The sequence below is a fragment of the Halomarina pelagica genome (assembly GCF_024228315.1).
GTDB classification, from domain to species: domain Archaea; phylum Halobacteriota; class Halobacteria; order Halobacteriales; family Haloarculaceae; genus Halomarina; species Halomarina pelagica.
Genome location: NZ_CP100454.1, coordinates 2,702,471 through 2,722,235 on the forward strand (window position 1 = coordinate 2,702,471; position 19,765 = coordinate 2,722,235).

General features: G+C 70.6%; 23 protein-coding genes. 9 read left to right on the forward strand and 14 right to left on the reverse strand.

Annotated elements, in window-relative coordinates; genetic code table 11:
* Window positions 1-151: 151 nt before the first annotated feature.
* Window positions 152-1,324, reverse strand: a complete 1,173-nt coding sequence (locus NKI68_RS14035) for a threonine synthase (protein ID WP_254543724.1) — start codon at window positions 1,322-1,324, stop codon at window positions 152-154.
* A gap of 184 nt (window positions 1,325-1,508) precedes the next feature.
* Between NKI68_RS14035 and NKI68_RS14040 the strand changes: the two genes are divergently transcribed.
* Window positions 1,509-2,771 (forward strand): NAD(P)/FAD-dependent oxidoreductase, encoded by a 1,263-nt coding sequence (locus tag NKI68_RS14040; RefSeq protein WP_254543725.1) that lies wholly within the window; start codon window positions 1,509-1,511, stop codon window positions 2,769-2,771.
* Here NKI68_RS14040 and NKI68_RS14045 read toward each other — a convergent pair.
* The 7 genes from NKI68_RS14045 to NKI68_RS14075 all read right to left on the reverse strand — a co-directional run bounded on the left by NKI68_RS14045 (window position 2,763) and on the right by NKI68_RS14075 (window position 6,533).
* A complete protein-coding gene (locus NKI68_RS14045; protein WP_254543726.1) occupies window positions 2,763-3,473 on the reverse strand; it encodes a metallophosphoesterase in 711 nt (236 codons plus the stop codon). The genes NKI68_RS14040 and NKI68_RS14045 overlap by 9 nt on opposite strands.
* A 1-nt stretch (window position 3,474) precedes the next feature.
* A complete protein-coding gene (locus NKI68_RS14050) occupies window positions 3,475-4,092 on the reverse strand; it encodes a J domain-containing protein (protein WP_254543727.1) in 618 nt (205 codons plus the stop codon).
* A gap of 61 nt (window positions 4,093-4,153) precedes the next feature.
* Window positions 4,154-4,903: a proteasome assembly chaperone family protein gene (locus tag NKI68_RS14055; protein WP_254543728.1), complete on the reverse strand. Its 750-nt coding sequence runs from the start codon at window positions 4,901-4,903 to the stop codon at window positions 4,154-4,156.
* 6 nt (window positions 4,904-4,909) lie between these two features.
* Window positions 4,910-5,092 (reverse strand): RNA-protein complex protein Nop10, encoded by a 183-nt coding sequence (locus NKI68_RS14060; RefSeq protein WP_254543729.1) that lies wholly within the window; start codon window positions 5,090-5,092, stop codon window positions 4,910-4,912.
* A complete protein-coding gene (locus NKI68_RS14065; RefSeq protein ID WP_254543730.1) occupies window positions 5,093-5,893 on the reverse strand; it encodes a translation initiation factor IF-2 subunit alpha in 801 nt (266 codons plus the stop codon).
* Between the two features lie 175 nt (window positions 5,894-6,068).
* The gene (locus NKI68_RS14070) at window positions 6,069-6,245 is read right to left on the reverse strand and encodes a 30S ribosomal protein S27e (RefSeq protein WP_254543731.1); all 177 of its coding nucleotides are present in this window, start codon (window positions 6,243-6,245) and stop codon (window positions 6,069-6,071) included.
* Window positions 6,246-6,248: 3 nt separating this feature from the next.
* A complete protein-coding gene (locus NKI68_RS14075) occupies window positions 6,249-6,533 on the reverse strand; it encodes a 50S ribosomal protein L44e (RefSeq protein ID WP_254543732.1) in 285 nt (94 codons plus the stop codon).
* A 191-nt stretch (window positions 6,534-6,724) separates the two neighbouring features.
* On the opposite strand from NKI68_RS14075, the gene NKI68_RS14080 reads away from it, so the two are divergent.
* The 6 genes from NKI68_RS14080 (at window position 6,725) to NKI68_RS14105 (ending at window position 13,084) form a co-directional block, all read left to right on the forward strand.
* Window positions 6,725-7,633 (forward strand): DUF726 domain-containing protein, encoded by a 909-nt coding sequence (locus tag NKI68_RS14080; protein WP_254543733.1) that lies wholly within the window; start codon window positions 6,725-6,727, stop codon window positions 7,631-7,633.
* Between the two features lie 119 nt (window positions 7,634-7,752).
* Entirely contained in the window at window positions 7,753-9,183 is a 1,431-nt protein-coding gene (locus NKI68_RS14085) for an aldehyde dehydrogenase family protein (RefSeq protein WP_254543734.1), read from the forward strand.
* 3 nt (window positions 9,184-9,186) lie between these two features.
* Window positions 9,187-10,989, forward strand: coding sequence for a pyruvate kinase (pyk, locus tag NKI68_RS14090; protein WP_256562621.1), 1,803 nt, complete (start codon window positions 9,187-9,189; stop codon window positions 10,987-10,989).
* Window positions 10,990-11,074: 85 nt separating this feature from the next.
* Window positions 11,075-11,341: an HAH_0734 family protein gene (locus tag NKI68_RS14095; protein WP_254543735.1), complete on the forward strand. Its 267-nt coding sequence runs from the start codon at window positions 11,075-11,077 to the stop codon at window positions 11,339-11,341.
* A gap of 254 nt (window positions 11,342-11,595) precedes the next feature.
* Window positions 11,596-12,174, forward strand: a complete 579-nt coding sequence (locus NKI68_RS14100) for a GNAT family N-acetyltransferase (RefSeq protein ID WP_254543736.1) — start codon at window positions 11,596-11,598, stop codon at window positions 12,172-12,174.
* A gap of 250 nt (window positions 12,175-12,424) precedes the next feature.
* The gene (locus NKI68_RS14105) at window positions 12,425-13,084 is read left to right on the forward strand and encodes a plastocyanin/azurin family copper-binding protein (protein ID WP_254543737.1); all 660 of its coding nucleotides are present in this window, start codon (window positions 12,425-12,427) and stop codon (window positions 13,082-13,084) included.
* A 111-nt stretch (window positions 13,085-13,195) separates the two neighbouring features.
* On the opposite strand, the gene NKI68_RS14110 is transcribed toward NKI68_RS14105, so the two are convergent.
* Window positions 13,196-13,726, reverse strand: a complete 531-nt coding sequence (locus NKI68_RS14110) for a type II toxin-antitoxin system RatA family toxin (RefSeq protein ID WP_254543738.1) — start codon at window positions 13,724-13,726, stop codon at window positions 13,196-13,198.
* A gap of 86 nt (window positions 13,727-13,812) precedes the next feature.
* Between NKI68_RS14110 and NKI68_RS14115 the strand changes: the two genes are divergently transcribed.
* Window positions 13,813-14,547, forward strand: a complete 735-nt coding sequence (locus NKI68_RS14115; RefSeq protein ID WP_254543739.1) for an NAD(P)/FAD-dependent oxidoreductase — start codon at window positions 13,813-13,815, stop codon at window positions 14,545-14,547.
* A 100-nt stretch (window positions 14,548-14,647) separates the two neighbouring features.
* On the forward strand, window positions 14,648-15,802 hold the full coding sequence (coaBC, locus tag NKI68_RS14120) for a bifunctional phosphopantothenoylcysteine decarboxylase/phosphopantothenate--cysteine ligase CoaBC (protein WP_254543740.1): 1,155 nt from the start codon (window positions 14,648-14,650) through the stop codon (window positions 15,800-15,802).
* A 61-nt stretch (window positions 15,803-15,863) separates the two neighbouring features.
* Here the strand turns inward: coaBC and NKI68_RS14125 are convergent, their stop codons facing one another.
* The 5 genes from NKI68_RS14125 to NKI68_RS14145 all read right to left on the reverse strand — a co-directional run bounded on the left by NKI68_RS14125 (window position 15,864) and on the right by NKI68_RS14145 (window position 19,763).
* Window positions 15,864-16,865 carry a right-handed parallel beta-helix repeat-containing protein gene (locus tag NKI68_RS14125; RefSeq protein ID WP_254543741.1) on the reverse strand — a complete coding sequence of 334 codons (1,002 nt, stop codon included), beginning with the start codon at window positions 16,863-16,865 and terminating at the stop codon, window positions 15,864-15,866.
* A gap of 106 nt (window positions 16,866-16,971) precedes the next feature.
* Window positions 16,972-17,346: a monovalent cation/H(+) antiporter subunit G gene (gene mnhG, locus NKI68_RS14130; RefSeq protein WP_254543742.1), complete on the reverse strand. Its 375-nt coding sequence runs from the start codon at window positions 17,344-17,346 to the stop codon at window positions 16,972-16,974.
* A gap of 2 nt (window positions 17,347-17,348) precedes the next feature.
* Window positions 17,349-17,639 (reverse strand): MrpF/PhaF family protein, encoded by a 291-nt coding sequence (locus NKI68_RS14135; RefSeq protein ID WP_254543743.1) that lies wholly within the window; start codon window positions 17,637-17,639, stop codon window positions 17,349-17,351.
* Window positions 17,629-18,192, reverse strand: coding sequence for a Na+/H+ antiporter subunit E (locus tag NKI68_RS14140; protein ID WP_254543744.1), 564 nt, complete (start codon window positions 18,190-18,192; stop codon window positions 17,629-17,631). Before NKI68_RS14140 ends, NKI68_RS14135 begins: the two co-directional genes overlap by 11 nt.
* Window positions 18,189-19,763, reverse strand: a complete 1,575-nt coding sequence (locus NKI68_RS14145; RefSeq protein WP_254546437.1) for a complex I subunit 5 family protein — start codon at window positions 19,761-19,763, stop codon at window positions 18,189-18,191. Before NKI68_RS14145 ends, NKI68_RS14140 begins: the two co-directional genes overlap by 4 nt.
* Window positions 19,764-19,765: the final 2 nt, after the last annotated feature.

A 19,765-nucleotide genomic window follows, 5' to 3' on the forward strand; every position in this document is an offset into this window, starting at 1 on the left:
CGGGGAGAAAAACCTGTGGAAGCCCTGCGAGGGTTTATCACCGATACCGCGGCCAGGGTCCCCGTGATCTGACGATCGCCGCGGGCCGCCCTGCGATCGCGCGGCACACCGGTCCGCGGACGCGACGTGCCGCCTGTTCGCCCCGTTCCGCTCAGAACCCCTGTCCCATCAGGTGACTCCTGAGGAGGTCGGCGTCCTTCGCTCCGGCCGCCGTGTTGACGAGGACGACGGTGGCGTCCTCGTCCAGATCGTCCGCCATCTCCCACGCCGCGCTCGCGGCGGCGGCCGCGGAGACGCCCACGCCGACGCCCTCGCGACTGGCGACGGTTACCGCGCTCTCCAGGATGTCGTCGTCGTCGGTAGCGACGGCACCGCCGCCGCTCTCGCGCAGCGCCGTCTGGACGAGGTCGCCGCCCGGGGGATCGGGTCGCTCTAGCCCGCCGCAGACGGTGTCCGGAACCTCCCACGGCTCGTGCTCGCTCGCACCCGCCTCGAACGCCTCGACGATCGGGGCGCAGCCGGTCGACTGGGCGGCGTACAGCGGCGGCACGTCGTCCACGAGCCCCAGCTCTCGGAACTCCCGCGCGCCCTTGTGGAGCCCGACGAGCCCGTCGCTCCCCTCGAACGGGTAGAAGACGGCGTCCGGTACCTCCCAGTCGAGCTGTTCGAGTAGCTCGAACAATATCGTCTTCGCGCCCTCGTGGCGGTACGGCGTCTCGAGCGCCGCGAGCGAGTACCGCGGTTCCTCGGCCATCGCCTCGCGGAACGCCTCCTCGGCGTCCGGCAGTCGCCCCTCGACGACGCGCATGTCGCCGCCGTGGACGTTGATCATCGCCTTGTTGAGGAACGTCGAGCGCGTCGGAACGAACGGACGGCTAGCGACGCCCACCCGAGCGGCGTACGCCGCCGCCGAGTACCCCGCGTCGCCCGTGGTCGCGAGCGCCACGTCCTCGGCCCCGTGGAGCCGAGCGGCCGTCAGCGCCAGCGCCATCCCGCGATCGGCGAACGTTCCCGTCGGGTTTCCCCCCTCGTCCTTCACGACGACGCGCTCGACCCCGAGTTCGTCCGCGAGGACCGGACAGTCGATCAGCGGCGTCCCTCCCTCGCCGAGCGTCGCGAGCGACGCCGCCGGAAACGGAAGCAGTTCGGCGTACTTCCCGAGCCCCGGCCCGCGGGATTCGATCGCCGCCCGGTCGAGATCGATCGCGTCGTAGTCGTAGACGGCGTCGAGGACGCCGCCGTCGGGATGGTGGCTCGTCTCGACGTCGAAGCGTCGACCCGTCTCCGTGCAGACGAGACCGTCGAAGGCCGCAGTCGTCTCCATGCGGACGCTATCGTCGGGGGCGACAAATCGCTGTCCTTCGCCGTCTCGACGGGAGGGCAGGCGCGGCGGCCGTGAATAGCGCCTGCCGTACCGATTCGTTCCTGCTCGCCACCGACGGGTCGGCGGAACCGTCCGGGGACGGAGAGTCGACAGCGTATTTACCCGTTCCGCGAGAACGCCCGGCATGACACGCGCAGCGGTCGTGGGTGGTGGACTCGCCGGACTCGTCGCCGCTCGACGCCTGGCGGACGCGGGCGTCGACGTCGAACTGTTCGAGGAGAACGCCGAGGTCGGCGGGCGCGTCCGCAGCGTCCACGAGGACGGGTTCACCTTCGACCGCGGCTTTCAGGTGCTGTTCACCGCGTACCCGGCCGCGCGCCGCGAACTCGACTACGACGCGCTCTCCCTCAGGTCGTTTAGGCCGGGGGCGGTCATCGCCCGCCCGGGGGAGCGGTCGGTGCTCTCGGACCCGCTTCGCGACCCCGGTGCGCTCACGGAGACGCTGTTCAACCGGGAGATCGGCCTCGCCGACAAACTCCGAACGTTCGCGCTCCAGCGCGAACTCAGACGGAAGGACGGCGAGGCGATCCTGAACGGCGGCGACGACGACATCGGGTCGTACCTCGCCGACCGCGGGTTCTCTCGGCGGTACGTCGAGAACTTCGCCGCGCCCTTCTTCGGCGGCATCACCCTCGACCGGTCGCTGTCGTCGTCGAGCGTCGTCTTCGAGTACGTGTTCAAGACCCTCGCGAGTGGCGCGATCGCCGTCCCGGCCGACGGGATGGGCGCGATCCCCGAGCAACTGGTCGACCGCGCTCGCGACGCGGGCGCGACCGTCCGCCGCGAGGCCCCCGTCGAGGCCGTCACGCCCGACGGCGACGGCGTGACGCTGGCGGTCGACGGCGCGGAGGCATCGTTCGACGCCTGCGTCGTCGCGGCGGACCCGAAGACGGCGGGCGACCTGACGGGCGTCGAGACGCCGACCGAAGCCCGGGACTGCGTCACGCAGTACTTCTCGCTCCCCGAGCACGTCGACCTCGATACGGGACGACGCATCGTCCTCAACGCGGCCGACGACAGGCCGAACGAGATCGTCCCGCTCTCGGCCGTCGCGCCGGAGTACGCGCCGGAGGGGACACAGCTTCTGAGCGCGACGTTCCTCGGCGACCCGGACGACTCCGACGCGGACCTCACGGCGGAGGTGCGCGAGGCGCTCGAATCGTGGTACCCTGCCCGCCGGTTCGACGACCTCGAACACCTCCGCACCGAGCGCGTCCCGTTCTCGCAGTTCGCCCAGCCCCCGGGGTTCCGTCGGACCCTCCCGGCGACGGACGCGCCCGACGGACCGATCTACCTCGCCGGGGACTACACCCGGTGGTCGTCGATCGACGGCGCGCTGGAGAGCGGGAGGCGCGCGGCGGACGCCCTGATCGGGAATCTAGAGTAACCGTCGGAGGTCGCCGAGCGGCGGGAAGGCGCGCGTCTCGTCGGCCCCCTCGTCGCGGACGATCGGCCGGAAGCGGTCGACGTCGTCTGTCAGGGGGGATCGAAGGGTCGATCCACGCCCCACCGTCCCGTTGACCGCCACGCCGCTCGCGAGGCGGGTGAAGGCGGGGAGGACGAGCACGTCTGCCCCGCGGTAGCAGCCCTCGCCGTAGAGGAAGCACGGCCAGTCCCGCCCCTCGATGGTGATCTTCGGGTGGTCGTGGCCGACGACGTAGCGCGGGGCGTCCCGGTCGTCGGGTTCGGGTGGCTCGTGACCGTGGAGGACGACGGTACCGTCCGCGAGCCGGTAGGTACGGGGGGTCCGCCCCGACCACACCGCGTCGAGCATCGCGTCGTGATTTCCCGGCGTGACGACGAGCCGCGCGCCCGACTCGAGGACGAGTCTCTCTAGCGTCGCGACGGTCTCCGGAACCCCCGCCGGGACGCGGTCGAACGCGTGGAGCACGTCGCCCGCGAAGACGACCTCGGCGGGGGCGAAGCGGTCGAGCAGCGCGCCGAGACGCTCGACGAGGTCCGCGCGCTCGCCGAGCGGGAACGTCACGTCGGAGGTCGCGTCCTTGCCGACGTGGAGGTCGGCGAGGACGAGCGCGTCGGCGTCCGCGAGATGGACCGCGCGGTCGCGGAACGCGAACCCGTCCGGCACGTCAGCTCGCCGCCTGTTCGCGGGCGGTCGCGTACGCCTCCTGTAGTTGCCTGAACGCCTCCCGGTCGCCGCCCTGGTCAGGGTGGGCGGTCTTCGCCTTCTCCCGGTAGGCGACTCGCACCTGCCGCTCGGTGGCGGTCGCGGGCAGGCCGAGCACCGCGAACGCCGCCCGGGTGCGATCGAGCGCCCCCGAGTCGTCCGCCCGTGAGTCCTCGCCGCCGCCGAAGTCGATCGTCGGCGTCTCGAACGGGAGGCGGCTCCCGAGGTAGAACCCCGGCATCTCGTGTTCGACGAGGACGGCGTACGTGGGCGACGCCTCGATGGCGATGAACGCGCGGCCGTCGAACGTGATCGCCACGTCGCGCTTCGGGAGGTAGAACTCGACCGTGTACCCCTCGACGAAGTGGTCCTCGGCGAACGGTTCGCCGATCGCGGTGAGGTACTCGCGGATCTCGGCCCGCCGGCGCGTCTCGGTGCTGCGGCTCGGCTCCGAGGGCGGCGGGTCGGGGTAGAGCCATCGCCCCAGGAGGAAGGTTCCCGCGGCGACGGCGCTCAGGAGGAGGCCGATCAGGACGCCGAGGAACAGCCAGTTGGGGACGACCGCCAGCACCTTGAACACACCCGCTATTGGAGGTGCGATACCAAGAATCCCTCGCTGACGGCGCGGACGCGGGACCGACTCAACCGATGTACCGGAGGTCCTCGTCGCTGGGGGCCTGCTGGGCACCCTCCATCTCCTGGATCTTCTTGATGACTTCCTCCATCTCCTCGGCCCGCTCCTCCAGGGAGTCGTAGCCGACGTCGAAGCCGACGATTCCCTGGAGGACCTCGAGGACGGCGCGGGCGCTCTTCGGATCGACGAGGTAGCCGCTGGTCTCGCCCATCAGGCAGGCGGTCGGAATTCCGCGGCGCTCGCCGAGACCGAGCAGGAGGCCGCTGACGCCGACGATGCCGCCCGCGGGTTCGTCCTCGCGGAACTCGACGCGCGGTTCGAGTTCCTCGATGAGCGCGTCGTCGGAGGCGGCGGCGATGACGTCGTACTCGTCGATGAGTTCGCCCGTCGGGACGCCGCCCAGGGCGTAGATCCGGGAGACGCCGTGGTCGACGGCCACGTCGATGATCGCGTCGGTGATGAGGTAGTGGCCCTCGTTGTCCTGCGCCTGGTGGTCGCCCGTGAGCACCAGCAGGTCGGCATCGTCGGTCTCGACGGCGTGGAACTCGAGACAGACGAGCTGTGAGCGACCGTTCTCGACGGTCACCTGCGGGGGGAAGTGCCGGGAGTAGAGCCGCGCGACGAGGGTCGTCTCGAACTCCTCCAGCAGGTGCTCGGCGGCGAGTTTGCCGACGTGCCCGACGCCGGGCAGCCCCTCGATGAGCACGGGATCGTCGAGGGCGACGTCGGCGAGGACCTCGGTGTGAACTTCGTCCATGTGCGCCTACTCGCGAGCGCGGCGCTTAAGTGCGCGTCGGTACTCCCCGTACCGGTCCGTCGGGTCGTAGGGCGCGGGCGCGCTGTTGACCGCCGAGCCGCCGCACTCGGGGCAGGCGTCGGAGAGGGTGTACACCGGGCGGTCGTGACGGTCGCGCCACGACGCGCAGACCCGGATGTCGCTCTTCATTTACTCGTCTTCGGTCTGGCGCTCGCGGTGGAAGACGGCGCTGCCGCCGCGCTCCTCGATCGTCGCGCGGGCGCGGTCGGCGCTGGCCTCGAGGGCGCTCTCCGCGACCTTGTAGCTCGGCGCGCGCACCTTGATCCGGTACTCGGGCGCGCCGACGTAGCTGACGGAGAGTTCGATCTCCTCGGGGATCTCGCCGTTGCCCTCGGCGGCCTCCAGGGCGGCCTTCACGTCGTCTACCCCGTCGGGGCTGGGCGAGCGCAGGTGGACGTACCCCGTGATGTTGACGTACGGGACGGAGACGTTCTCGCGGGCGGTCTCGACGATGGCGCTCACCTCCTCGTCGTCGAGGTCGGTTTCGGAGAGCGCCTCCGCGCCGTGGATGGCCGCCTGCTCGAAGCCGTCGTAGAGCGAGCCGAACTCGCCGAGCAGTTCGTTGGCGACGGCGATGTACTGCTCGTCGGTCATCTCCTCGCCGAACGCGAGCGTCATCCACTTGTCGGCCTTCTGCTCGTTCTTCCATTCCTGGACCTTGTCAGAGCGCTGGTGCTCGTTTACGTCCTTGATCGAGAGGTCGATCTGCTGGGAGGACTCGTTCACGTCGAGCACCTTGCAGACGACGAGTTCGCCGGGCGTGACGTGGTCGCGGATGTTCTTGATCCACCCGCTCGCGACCTCGCTCACGTGGACGAGGCCGCGTCGGTCCTCGTACTCCTCCAGGTCGACGAACACGCCGAAATCGGTGATCTCGTCGACCTTGCCGACGACGAGGTCGCCGGGGTCGGGCCAGCCGGTGTACTTCATACCCGGTGGTAACCGTCTCGCGAGAATAAAAGCACCGTCACGCGAGCGCCGGGCGTCGGGGGCCGGGCGTCGCCGTCGCTGGTCGGCGGAGAACACGAACGGCGAGCGGTATCGGAGGAGTCGCGTCGGTTCAGTCGAGTCGGTCGGTTCCGTCAGTTCCGTGGGGTCGGTCAGTTCAGGCGCGCCGCTCGACCGTCTCGAGGACCTCGCCCTCGATGTCGGCCTTGCCGCCGGTCGGGCGGACGAGGACGTGCCCGCAGACGGCGCAGGCGACCTCGGTCGCGGCCTTGCCGTAGACGACCTGCTCGTTCTCGCAGTCCGGGCACCTGACCTGGTAGAAGTTCCCCGCCATGGTCTACTCCTGGAACTCCAGGCGGCCCGCGCGCCAGCCCTCGCGGAGGTGCGCCTTCCCGCACTCGCTGCAGCGGTAGACGAGGTTCGTCTTCTTCGTCGGCTTGTCGCCGCCGGGCACCTTCGAGAACTTCCCGGCGTTACCGATGCCCGACCCGCGGCGGCGGCGCTGGCGGTCGTTGACCTTCTTCATCCCGGTGGTGCGGCCGCGTCGGACCTTCTCCACCTCGTGTTCGTTGTGCTCCTTGCAGTGGGGGCAGTACGTGTTGAACCGGCGTGGCATCTGCATGGTTATTGCAGCGTGGTACTCGACCGCCGCTTAAAACCCGTTTGGTATCGAGTCGGCCGATCGGGCGCGGAGACGCGGCCCGCACGCCACGGCCGCCAGCAGGATTTATTACATAGGTATTCTCATCGATAATTGGGTAGACGCCGGCGAATCTCACGATTCCCGGCCCGTCTATCCGGAGAGAGACATCGATGCGAGAGACATCCACGCGATCTACGCGACGCCAGTTCGTCCGCCGCGCGACCGCCGCGACCGCAGGGGCCCTCACCCTGGGGGCGCTCGGTTCCCCGGCCGCGGCCGCGACGTACGTCCCGGTGGTATCGACGCGCGAACACTTCGACGACAGTGCGACCCTGACGAGCGGTCACACCGCGACCGACTACGACACCGACGGAACCGTCCCGGGGGTCGACGTCGGCTGCGTCGACGACCTGCTCGTGTTCGTTCACGGCTGGGACAAGAAGAGCAGCGAGAGCGAGGCCGAGGCCGCCGCGGAGGAGAAGTTCGAACACGCAGACGCCCGCCTCGACGCCGAGGGCTACTGGGGCACCGTGGTCGGCTACTCCTGGGACAACGACAAGGGCGGCGGCGTCGACTACGGCTGGGCCGAATCGAAGGAGATCGCCACGAAGAACGGTCCGAAGTTGGCGAACTTCCTGACCGACTACGCGTCCGCCTGCGGCGGGACGATCCGCCTCGCGTGTCACTCCCTCGGGGCGCGGGTGACGTTCAGCGCCCTCCAGACGCTCGACGGCTGGGGGTACGCCGACCTCGTCGAGTCGGTCCACGTCCTCGGCGGGGCGGTGGACAACGAGCGCCCGACGCTCGAACACGGCGACGGGTACGACGCCGTGGCGAACGTCACGCGCGCGACGTTCAACTACTACAGCGGGGAGGACGACGTGCTCGAGTGGGTCTACAACTCCTTCGAGTTCGACCAGGCGCTCGGCGAGACGGGCGCGGAGAGCGGGAACGCCGTCCCCGGCAACTACACCGACTTCGACGCCACCGGCCAGGTCGGCGACGATCACTCGGGTTACCTGGACGCCCTCACAGACGAGATGGTCTACCACATGCGGTACGTCTCGTACTACGACTGAACGGCCCGAACCCGGCGACGAGGCGCTGATCACCACGCGTGTCGGGTCTGTCCCCGGGGCGTGAACGATTTATTCGTCTCGGAGTAAACTTTTTTGTACATGCGGCGCGAAGTGTTACCATGGCCACCAGAGGAGTCCACGCTCACGACCGACTGTACGTCGACGGACGGTGGGTGTCCGCCGAGCGGACGCGCGACGTCAGCGACCTCGCGGAGGGCGGCACCTTCGCGACGGTCGCGGCCGCGACCCCGGAGCAAGCCGACGCCGCGCTCGCGGCCGCGGAACGCGCGCAGGCCGCGATGCGCGAGAGCACCGTCGTCCAGCGCGCCGAGTGGCTCGACGCCATCGCCGACGGGATCGAGGAGCGCGCCGACGAACTCGCGGACGTCATCGTCCGCGAGGCGGGGAAACCGATCACGAGCGCGCGAAACGAGGTCAACGCCGCCGCGGAGCGGTTCCGCCGCGCCGTAGAGGAGGTCAGGACCATGCGCGGCGAGTACCGCGAGGGGACGACGTCGGGCCACGAGGGGTGGCGCGCCATCGTCAAGCCCGTCCCGCGCGGGACCGTCCTGTGCATCTCGCCGTACAACTACCCGCTGTCGACGACGGCGCTCCAGGTCGCCCCCGCGCTCGCGGCGGGCAACAGCGTCGTCCTCAAGCCCGCCAGCCAGACGCCGGTCAGCTCCAAGCTGCTCGCCGAGGTCGTCGCCGACGTCGGCCTGCCCGACGGGGCGTTCAACTACGTCACCGGCCCCAGCAGCGAGATCGGCGACGTCCTCGCCGGCGACGACCGTGTCAACGCCATCGCGATGACCGGTTCGTCGGCCGCGGGCAAGCACGTCGCCCGGGAGAGCGGCATGGTCGAACTGCACATGGAACTGGGCGGTAACGCCCCGGCGATCGTCTTCTCCGACGCCGACCTCGCGGCGGCGGCGGCGGCGAGCGCCAAGGGGTCGCTCAAGTACGCCGGACAGCGCTGTTCGGCGGTGAGTCGCGTCCTCGTCCACGAGTCCGTCCACGACGAATTGGCGGGCCGCATCGACGAGGAGATGGACCAGTGGCAGCCCGGCGACCTCTTCGACGAGGAGACTGCGCTCGGCCCGCTCATCGACGAGGGGCAGGCGGAGTGGGTGGAGGAACTCGTCGAGGACGCCGTCGAACGCGGCGCGTCGCTCGTCCGCGGCGGAGAGCGCGACGGGCAGTTCTTCGAGCCGACCCTGCTGACGAACGTCCCCCACGACGCGTGCATCCTGCGCGAGGAGCAGTTCGGTCCCGTGGTCGCGATCGCCTCGTTCGAAGACGAGAGCGAGGCCCTGGAACTCGCGAACGCGGGCGAGTACGGACTCGACGCCGCCGTGTTCACCGCGGACTACGACCGCGCGATGCGACTCGCCGAGCGGATCGAGGCCGGCGCGGTCCGCATCAACGGCGCGCCGAGCCACGGCCTCGGCGACATCCCGTTCGGCGGCGTGAAGGACTCCGGCATCGGGCGCGAAGGGCTGGGCGTCTCCATCGAGTCGTTCGTCCAGCGAAAGAGCATCGTCCTGTAGACCGTGAGCGGGAGCGACGCTCACTCGCGGAAGCGACGGCCCGCCGACGCGGTCGGGTCCGCCTCGGCGCGGCGCAACAGTAAGATCGTCTGCACGCTCGGGCCGGCCTCGGCGTCGCGCGAGACCGTCGAAGGGCTGATCGACGCGGGGATGGCCGTCGCGCGCATGAACGCGAGCCACGGCACCCTCGACGACCGGCGCGCGCTCGCGGAGACCGTTCGCGCCGCCGCCGGCGAGCGGAGCGTCGCCCTCATGCACGACATCCCCGGACCCGAGGTCCGGACCGCCCCGCTCGACGACCCCGTGGGGCTGGAGGCCGGCGAGACGGTCCGGTTCGTCCCCGACGCGTCGGTCGACCTCCCGACGGTCGGGATCTCGGAGTCGATCGCGGCGGCGGGACCGGGCGACCGGGTACTGATCGACGACGGGCGGATCGAGGCGACCGTCGAGCGCGTCGAGGGCGACGCCGTCGTCGCCCGTATCGACAGCGGCGGCGACCTCGAGAGCCGCAAGGGCGTGAACGTTCCGGGCGTCGACCTCGACCTCCCGTCGGTGACCGAGGACGACCGCCGGGAACTCGAACTCGCGGCCGAACTGGAGGTGGACTTCGTCGCGGCGAGCTTCATCGGGAGCGCAGACGACGTGTACGCGGTCAACGAGGTGCTCGAGTCCCACGGCGCGGACGTACCCGTCGTCGCGAAGATCGAGCGCGCCGACGCGGTCGAGCGCCTGGACGAGATCGTCGACGCCGCGGACGGCGTGATGGTGGCACGCGGCGACCTCGGCGTCGAGTGCCCGATGGAGGAGGTGCCGCTCATCCAGAAGCGGATCATCCGACGCTGTCGGGAGGCCGGCGTCCCCGTCATCACGGCGACGGAGATGCTCGACTCGATGGTCCACGCTCGCCGCCCCACTCGCGCCGAAGCCACCGACGTGGCGAACGCGGTGCTCGACGGGACCGACGCGGTGATGCTCTCGGCGGAGACCGCCGTCGGCGACCACCCCGTCCGCGTCGTCGAGACGATGGCCCGCATCGTCCGGAGCGTCGAGGCGAGCGAGGAGTACGCCACCGCGAGGGAGCAGTGGGTCCCCGCGGCCGGGGAGACGAAGACGGACGCGCTCGCGCGCTCGGCGCGCTTCCTCGCCCGCGACGTCGAGGCCGACGCCATCGCCGCCGCCAGCGAGTCCGGCTACACCGCGCGGAAGGTCGCGAAGTACCGCCCCGAGCGCCCCATCGTCGTCGTGACGCCCGACGAGCGCGTCTACCGCCAGCTGTCCCTCCTCTGGGGGACCGTCCCCCGTCTGTCGCCGCTCAGCGTCGGCGCGGCGGACGCCGTCATCGAGGCGGCGGCCACCGAGGCCCTCCGGGTCGGCGCGGCCGAACCGGGCGGCACCGTCGTCGTCCTCTCGGGGATGATGAAGGAACTGGAGGGAACGAACACCACGAACACGCTCAAGGTCCACATGGCGGCCGACGTGATCGCGTCCGGCCGGATCACGGTGACCGGCCGCGCGACCGGTCCCGTCGTCCGGACCGAGACGGGCGACCTGCGGGACGCCCCCGAGGGGGCGATCGTCGCCCTCCCGGAGGACTTCGCGGGCGAGTTCACCGGCGACCTCTCGGCCATCGGGGGGCTGATCCACGAGCGCCCCGAGTCGACGAACTACGCCGCCATCGTCGCCCGCGAACTGGGGGTCCCGATGGTCGGCGACGTCACCCTCCCGGACGACGTGCCCGACGGGACGCGCATCACCGTCGACGGCGAGCGCGGCGTGATCTACCGGGTGCCGGGCCAGGAGGCGTGAGCAGGAACGCGACGGTCCCCCGGCGGTCTCGCGACGCGCCCGGAGACTCGAAGCGCTTAACCGCCAGTCAGTGCGAGGAGGGTACATGAAGAACCTCATCATCAACGGGGACCCCGGCATCCGGAAGGACGCCGTCATCGAGCACGACGGTGAGGAGGTCGTCTGCTTCTCGGTCAAGCGCCAGGGCGACTGGCACGGCCCCGAGCGGGTCCAGCTCTGGTGTACGATCGGCGACGAGTCAGAGCGCGAGGCCTACGAGCGCCGCGAGTACATCCCGATGCACCTCGATACGGACCACGTGGACGCCGAGGCGGTGACCGTGATCAAGGCGAAGGGCGACATGGCCGTATAAACCGCCACCTTTTGCCGCGGTCGCGTGCGCGCGTCACGCATCCGCGGTCGCGCGCCGGCTCCCTGGCAAAAGCTGGACCAAAAGCCTTCGTCACCCCCTCACTTCGTTCGGGGGTTCCTCGGCCCGCTCGCTCGCTCCGCTCGCTCGCGGTGCGAGTTGGAGTGTGACGATGGTCGCGCCCCCGTCGAATCGCCCTGCGTCGTGCTGCCAGTTGTACCCCCGTGCCTTTTACCCGGTTCCTCGTAGGCCCTCGCATGTTCCCCGAGCGCATCGAGACGGAGCGCCTCGCGCTGGAGCGGTTCTGCCGGGAGCGAGTGGACCTCCTCGACCTGTATCGCCTCTTCGCCGCGGGGAGCGCGAGCGCCGACGGCGTGTTCGAGTACGTGCCTCACGACCCCTATCGGACGGTCAAGGAGGCGCGGGACCGACTGGAGCGGGCCGAGCGGCGGTGGAGCGAGGGTGAGGCGGCCTGGTACGCCGTCTACCCGGCGGAGGGCGAACTCGCGGGGTACGCCGCGCTCTCGGTGGAGTGGGAGCGCCGAACGGGGAGCCCGGGGTTCGTGTTCGCGAGGCCGTTCTGGGGGCGCGGGTACGCCGGGGAGTGCGCGACCGCGCTCACCGAACTCGCGTTCGACCGCCTCGACCTCGACCTGGTCGCCATCGGGTACGAGGAGGGAAACGAGAACTCGAGGCGGGCCGTCGAGAAGTACGTCGAGCGCTACGGCGGGCGGTACGACGGCGTGCTCCGGAACTGGACGCCGATCGGCGACGACGTGCTCGACCACCACCGGTACACCATCACGCGCGGGCAGTATCGGCGTGCGACCGAGTGAATTCACGTCGTCAGTCGCCGCTCGGCTGTTCGAGGCGCTCGCTTCGCTCACGCCTCGCTCTCGCTTGCGGGAACAGGTCTTTCCGGGGAAGTCACTGTGCCGTACCGCGAGCGAGGCCGAAGGCCGAGCGAGCGGCCTTTTTAGTGCAGGTTTTTGACCGGGGGTCGAGCGCCCGCCGTAGACGGGCGCGAGGCCCCGGTTAAAAAAGTGCTTTCGAAGCATTCAGTTAGCCCCGTTTCGAATGGTCGGTATGGACGAAGACACGGGAATGAACCGGCGCGACTTCCTCCGCGCGGCGGGCGCGGGCGCGGGCGTCGTCGCCGCGAGCGGGGCGGCCGCGGCGCAGGGTAACGAGAGCGGCGGCGGCAACGCGTCCGGTGGGAACGCCTCCGGCGGTGGCGGTGGTGGCGGCGGGAGCGGGCCGATCGACTACGGCGGGTGGCTCGACGGCGCGAACGGGTGGGAGGAAGGCGGCACCGTCGACATGCGGGGGAAGAAGAAGGTGACGGTGCAGGTGGGGGTGGGCGAGGGGGGGCTCGCGTTCGATCCGGTCGCCGTCCACGTCGACGAGGGCGCGACGATCGTCTGGGAGTGGCAGTCGGCCGGCCACAACGTGGCGGCCCAGCAGGGAGCGGACTTCGCCAGCGACATCCAGTCGTCGGGCACCTACGAGTGGAAGGCGACGGGCGGGCCGATCGTCACCTATCAGTGCGATCCCCACGCCGGCCAGGGCATGCTCGGCGCGATCGCCATCGGCAGCAACGTCCCGCGGGCCGCGCCCACCGGTCCGGTCAAGCCCGCCGTCTCCGACGGCGCGAAGACCCTCGGCATCGCGACCATCATCGCGATGGTCTCGACGCTCGGCCTCGCGTACTTCTTCATCCGGTACGGCGGCGACTACGAACAGTAGGGCGCTCCGCTCGTCGCGTCGATCGTTCCCGTCGGGCAGTCGTTCACCGACCGTCGCGACGAACTCCTCTACGCCGGACCGCCGTCCACGCCGGAACCGGAACGGCCGCTATCAGATCGTCTCCGGACCCTCGTGAACCACGAGTTCGACCGGGCGCTCCTCGCCCTCCAGGTCGGCGACGATGCGTCTGACGACGCGCTCTGCCTCCTCCATGATCTTCGGCTTCACCTTGTCCACCACCCAGTCGAGCGAGACGAACCGCGGGAGCGAGATCGCGCTCCGATCGACCGACCCGGAGGAGAACTCGACGACGAAGCGCACGCGGGAGGCGTCCGCCTTCCCCGGGGGGGCCTCCTCGGGGACGTGCTCGACGGCCCAGTGGCCGTGCGCGTGGATGTCCTTCACGACCTCCCAGTCGATGCGTTCGGGCGGGTCCACGTCCGTCACCCGCGAGCGGGCGGTGTAGGTGAGCTTCCACCACGCGAAGGTGAGGTCGTACTCGGTCCCCGGCGACCCGTCGCCGTGCCGCCTGACCTCCGTCAGGTGCTTCGAGTAGTCGGCGTAGCGCGGGAAGTCGACGAGGAAGTCGTAGACCTCCTCGGGGGGGAGATAGACGATGGTGCTGACTTCGACGGAGTCCACGGGGTGCCGTTGACCCGCCCGCGCCGTAAGTGTTCACCACGCCGGTGAACCGGGGCGTTTGTTACCCCCTCGCGCCGAGCGCGGGTATGGAAGACGCAGCGACGCACGACGTCTGCATCGTCGGCGGCGGGATCGCCGGGCTGACCGCTGGTATCTTCACCGCGCGGGCGGGCCTCGACACGCTCGTCGTCCGGGGCGGCGAGTCCATCCTCCGGCGGAACGCCCACCTGGAGAACGTCCCCGGCTTCCCGGCCGGGGTCAACCCGCGCACGTTCCTCGACCTGACCGAGCGACAGGCCGAGCGCGCGGGGTGCGCGTTCCTCGACGGCGAGGTGACCGACGTCGCCCGCGACGCGTCGGGCTTCGACGTGCAGGCGGGGGAGTCGGTCGTCCGGGCCGACTTCGTCCTCGTCGCCACCAAGAACGCGACGGACTTCCTCGCCGACCTGGACGTGGGGATCATCAGACGCGGGAGCAAGACCTACCTCGACGTGGACGAGTACGGCCGGACCGACGTCGAGGGGCTGTACGCGGCCGGCCGCGTCGCGGAGAAGCGCCACCAGACGGTCGTCGCGGCGGGCCACGGCGCGGACGTGGCGATGACGGTCGTCGAGGACGCGGACGTGCCGTTCTACCACGACTGGGTCGCCCCCGAGGGCTACTTCACGGGCCGCGACCGCGAGGTGCCCCCCGGGTGCGAGGAGATCGACGACGGGGAGCGCCTGCGCCGCGAGCGCGAGTCGATGGAGGCGATGCGCGAGGCGTTCGCCGAACCGCACCCGGACGACCCGACGCCCCACCCGAGCCTCCGGGAGGAGTAGGGCGCGGCGATCGGGACGGGACGGAGCCAACGTCGGAGTCGGGGCCGAAGTCGAAGCCAGGGTCGGGGTCGTTTTTATACGCCGGTCACGAACCCCGGGTATGCTCGAAGGCGTCAACGTCGCGCTGGGGGTCACGGGGTCGATCGCGGCGGTCAAGACCGTCGAACTGGCCCACGAACTCCGGCGGCGGGGAGCCGAGGTCCGGGGCGTGATGACCGGGAGCGCGCGGGGGATCGTCCACCCGTGGGCGCTCGAGTACGCCACCGGCACCCCGGTCGTGACGGAGATCACGGGGCGCGTGGAGCACGTCGAGCTGTGCGGCCGGGAGGGCTGGGCCGACGTCCTCCTGATCGCCCCGGCCACCGCCAACACCGTCGGGAAGGTGGCGGCCGCCGTCGACGACTCGACGGTCACGACGTGCGCGACGACCGCCCTCGGCGCGGGCGTGCCGGTCGTCGTCGCCCCCGCGATGCACGAGCCGATGTACGACCACCCGGGCGTCCTCGACGCGATCGAGCGCGTCCGCGAGTGGGGCGTGGCGTTCGTCGACCCGCGGGTCGAGGAGGGGAAGGCGAAGATCGCGACCGAGGAGGCGATCTGCCTCGACGTCGCCCGCGCGGTGGACGGGCGACCCCTCGCCGGGCGGCGGATCGTCGTCACCAGCGGCGCGACGAGCGAGCGCATCGACCCCGTTCGAACCCTCTCGAACCGCGCCTCGGGGCGGATGGGGCGGGCGGTCGCCCGGGCGTGCTACGTCCGCGGCGCGGACGTGACGCTCGTCCACGACGGTCCCGACGTTCCGTACGCGACCGTCGAGCGCGTCGAGAGCGCCGCCGAGATGACCGCCGCGACGGAGGCCGCCTGCGACGACGCCGACGCTCTCGTCTCCGCGGCGGCCATCTCCGACTACACCGTCGAACCGAGCGACGAGAAGATCCGATCGGGAAAGCGGCTCACGCTCGACCTCGAACCCACGCCGAAGCTCATCGACGCCGTCCGCGAGGCCCACCCCGACCTCCCCATCGCGGGGTTCAAACTGGAGACCGCCGCCTCGGACGAGGCGCTCGCCGAGGCCGCCCGCGGCCCGCTCTCCCGGACCGGCCTCGCCTTCGTCGTCGCCAACGACGCGAGCGTGATGGGCGAGGACGAGACGCGCGCGCTCGTCGTCCGGGCGGACAGCGCCGACGAGTTCGTCGGGACGAAGGACGCCCTCGGCTTGCGCGTCGCCGACGAACTCGCGCGTGAATTCGCCTGATCCAGTTCGATTGATCCGGTCCGATCGCGGTTGCGACTCGGTCCGGTCCGATCGCGCGGCGTCAGCCGGTCGCGTTCGCGTTCCGTCCGTCGACGGTGACGTTCCCGGCCGCGGGACCGCCGATCGCGTCGCCCGCGTTCCCCCGGATGAGGGTCTCGCTGACGGTGACGTCGGTCGCCTCGACCAGCCGCGCCGGCAGGGCGCGGATGCCGTCGCCGCCGTTGTCCGCGACGGTGCTGTTCGACACGTCGAGCGTCCCCGCGACGAGGATCCCGTCGCCCGCGTTGTTCGAGAGGGTCGTGCTGAAGACCCCGACGTCGGTGCTCTCTGCGACGACCAGCCCCGCCGCGTCATTGCCGGTCACGGTGGCGTTGGCGAGCGTCGCGCCCGACACCTCGTCGAGGAAGACGCCCGCGCCCCCGTTGTCCCGGACGACCGTGTCGCGGACCGTCGGCGTACCCGACGCGAAGAACAGCCCGCCCTTCCCGTTGTTCTCGACGACGTTCCCGATCAGGGTGGTCGCCTCACCGGGCGCGGTGGACAGCCCGTAGCGGCCGTTGTCCGCGAGCCGGTTGTTCTCCAGGGTCACCGACCCGAGCAGGACGTTCACGCCGTCGCCGGTGTTGTTGACGACGGTGTTGTTCGCCAGCGTCGCGTTACGCGGCGCGGTGACGGTGACGCCGACGCGGTTCTCCGAGAAGGTGCTCCCCGCGATCGAACTGTTCCCCCCCGCGAGGTCCGCCCCGGCCTCGAACCCGCTCGCGGTCACGTTCCTGACGGTGACGTTGTCGCCACCGACGACGACGCCGGTGCCGGTCCCGTTGCCCGCGAGTTCGCGGCCCGCGCCGTCCAGGGTGACGTCGTCCGCCTCGATCGTCAGGCACGTGCCGTCTGCGGAGAGGTTCCCCCCGAGGACGTACTCGCCCGACACGTCGATCGTGGTGCAGGAGTCGACGGTGGTCGGGTTCGTCGATCCCGGCGGCGTCGCTCCCGCGAGCGCCGACGACGCGACGAACAATACGACGAGCGCTACCCCTCCCTGCCGCCACTGCCCAGGTGCCATATACGCTCCGTCTGGGGAGGAGACTGGCTTGGTTACTCGGCGGTGAATACCGGTTATCGGCGGCTTAACCACCGACGAAACGGGACGGACACGGCGTCCGACGGTATCACGCCTCCGCCTGCTCCTCGCCGTCTGCGGGTTCGTCCGGGCGACTGTCCGGCATCCCGGGCCAGGTCGCGCCGAGCGCGAACTCGACGCCCATGCGCTGGGCCGACCGCGAGATCATGTGTGCTCCCGTCGGAGCGGTGATGAACAGGAAGACGATGCCGACGATGGCGGTCAGCGACTGCCCCGCGGGGGTGAAGTAGACCGTCGCCGCGAGGAACATCGAGGCCGCGCCGAGGGTGGTCGCCTTGCTGGTCGCGTGCATCCGGTTGTAGACGTCGGGCAGACGCAACAGCCCCACCGTGCCGACGAACAGGAAGAAGCTCCCGACGACGACGAGGGCGGTCGTGACGGCCGCCTGTAGCGTGCTCACCATGGTCACTCGATGATGTCCCCCTCCGTGACGTACCGCGCGACGGCGACGGTGCTGACGAAGCCGATGATGGCGAGCACGAGGCTCACGTCGACGAACAGCGCCTCGCCGGTCTGGAGCGCGAACAGCAGCGCGATGGCGACGACGTTCGTCGCGATCACGTCGAGCGCGACGACGCGGTCGGGCGTCGTCGGCCCGACGATGACCCGGTAGCCGGCGAGCAGGGTGAGCCCGCTCGCGACGAGCAGGCCCGCGAAGACCACCGGCCCGAGGAGGCCTGGCAGTTCAGTCGCCACGGACGCCACCTCCGGGCCGCGGCGGGGCCGCCTCCTCGGGTTCGACCTCCTCGTCGAAGATGATCAGCGCGAGGTCCTCCCACGCGCGGATGGGGTCGACGACCGCGTCGTAGTCGCTCTGTCCGGTGATCGCGTGCACGTACAGCGTGTTGGTCTCCTCGTCGTAGTCCATGGTCAGGGTTCCGGGGGTGAGCGTGATGCTGTTGGCGATGGTGGTGATCGCGACGGGGTTCTCGACGCGCAGCGGGACGGCCACCACGTCCGGCTCGATGGGGAGCGACGGGCTCAGGACGCGGTAGGCCACGTCCAGGTTCGCCGTGATCAGCTCCCGCAGGAACACGAACAGGTAGAGCGTCGCCTCGGGGACGACCCGCACCGCCCGCGGGACGTCGATCTCCTCGGCGTAGAGGTCGCGCGTCGCGTAGGCGATTGCGAAGCCGACCGCCAGTCCGAAGACGAACTGGCCGAGCAGCCCGAGCGGGGTGAGCGGCGCGCCGCTCACGAACACCCACAGGACGGCCAGCACGCACCCGACGGCGGGCCAGCGCTTCACGCGCCACCACCCCCGCTCCGGAGGACCGCGTCGACGTACGCACCGGTGTCGGTGCCGACCCGGGCGGCCCGCTCGGCGGCCGCGTAGAGCGGCTCGAACCCGATCCCGAGGACGACGATGCTCACCGCGAGCGCGACGGCCACGACCACGAACAGCGAGTCGACCGACGACTCCTCGACGCCGGGGGAGGGCGCGCCCCAGAACCCCCGGTTCCACGCGAGCGAGAGGTACGCGATGGTGAGGATCGCGCCGCCGAGGGCGACGGCCAGCGCGAGCGCCGACTCCGCCTCGACGGCCGCGTCGAACACCAGCAGTTTACCGAAGAAGCCCGACAGCGGCGGAATACCGATCAGCGCGAGCGCGCCGACGAAGAACGATCCCGCGAGCACCGGCTCCCGTTCGGAGATCCCGCCCAGGTAGTCGAAGGTGACGGTCCCGAGGGTCTTCTCGACGGCCCCGCTGACGAGGAACAGCAGCCCCTTCGCCAGCCCGTGGTTGACCGAGTAGATCAGCGCGGCGGTGACCCCGAGGACGCGGAGAGCGCTGTCGGCGGGCGCGGCCGCCGCGAGCGCGAGCGGCAGGACGATGAACCCGACCTGCCCGATGCTCGAGTAGGCGAGCAGGCCGTCGAGGTCGGAGCGGTTCATCGCGCCGACGCCCCCGACGACGATGCTGCCGACGGCCATCGCGAACAGGATCGGCGCGAAGAACGCGAGGAACGACCCCTCGATCCCGAAGACGGCCCGGGGCAGTTCCGCCGCGGCGAAGATCGTGAAGTACAGCCGGACGATCGCGTAGATGCCCACCTTCTTCACGACGCCCGCGAGCACCGCCGTCACCGGCGAGGGGGCGGCGCGGTAGGCGTCCGGCACCCAGAACTGGAACGGGACGATCCCCGACTTCAGCGCGAACACCGAAAGGAGCATCGCCGAGAGACCGAGGACGGCCGCGAGGTCGACGTTGAACTGACCCGCGTTCGCGAGCCGACGGGCCATGTCGGCCATGTTGAGCGTCCCCGTCGTGGCGTACAGCCCGCCGATGGCGAGGAGCATGACCGCGCTCCCCACCAGGTTGAGGAAGGCGTAGTGCAGCGCCGCGCGGGTCTGTTCCGGGCCGCTGTAGAAGACGACGAGCACGTAGCTCGACATGAGCATCACCTCGAACCAGACGAACAGGTTGAACACGTCGCCCGTGAGGAACGATCCGGTGATCCCCACCACCATGAGGTGGTACAGCGGGTGAAACGAGAGCCGCTGGCCGACGTCGTTCACCGACCGGACGGCGAAGACGAGCGCCGCCAGCGTGACGACCGCCGTCAGGCCGAGCATGAACACGGAGAGCGGGTCGGCGACGAACGAGATGCCGAACGGCGCTCGCCAGCTGGAGAGCTGGTAGACGATGTACCCGTCCGCGTCGGCGGCGACGGCCATCGCGAGCGCGACGACCGTCGCGCCGTAGGCGAGGCTCCCGAGGACGCTCACCGCGCGCTGGAGGCGGAGTCGCGAGCGCAGCGCGAGCGTCGCGACGGCCGCGAACAGCGCGACGAGCAGCGGCGCGACCACGAGGTCCATCC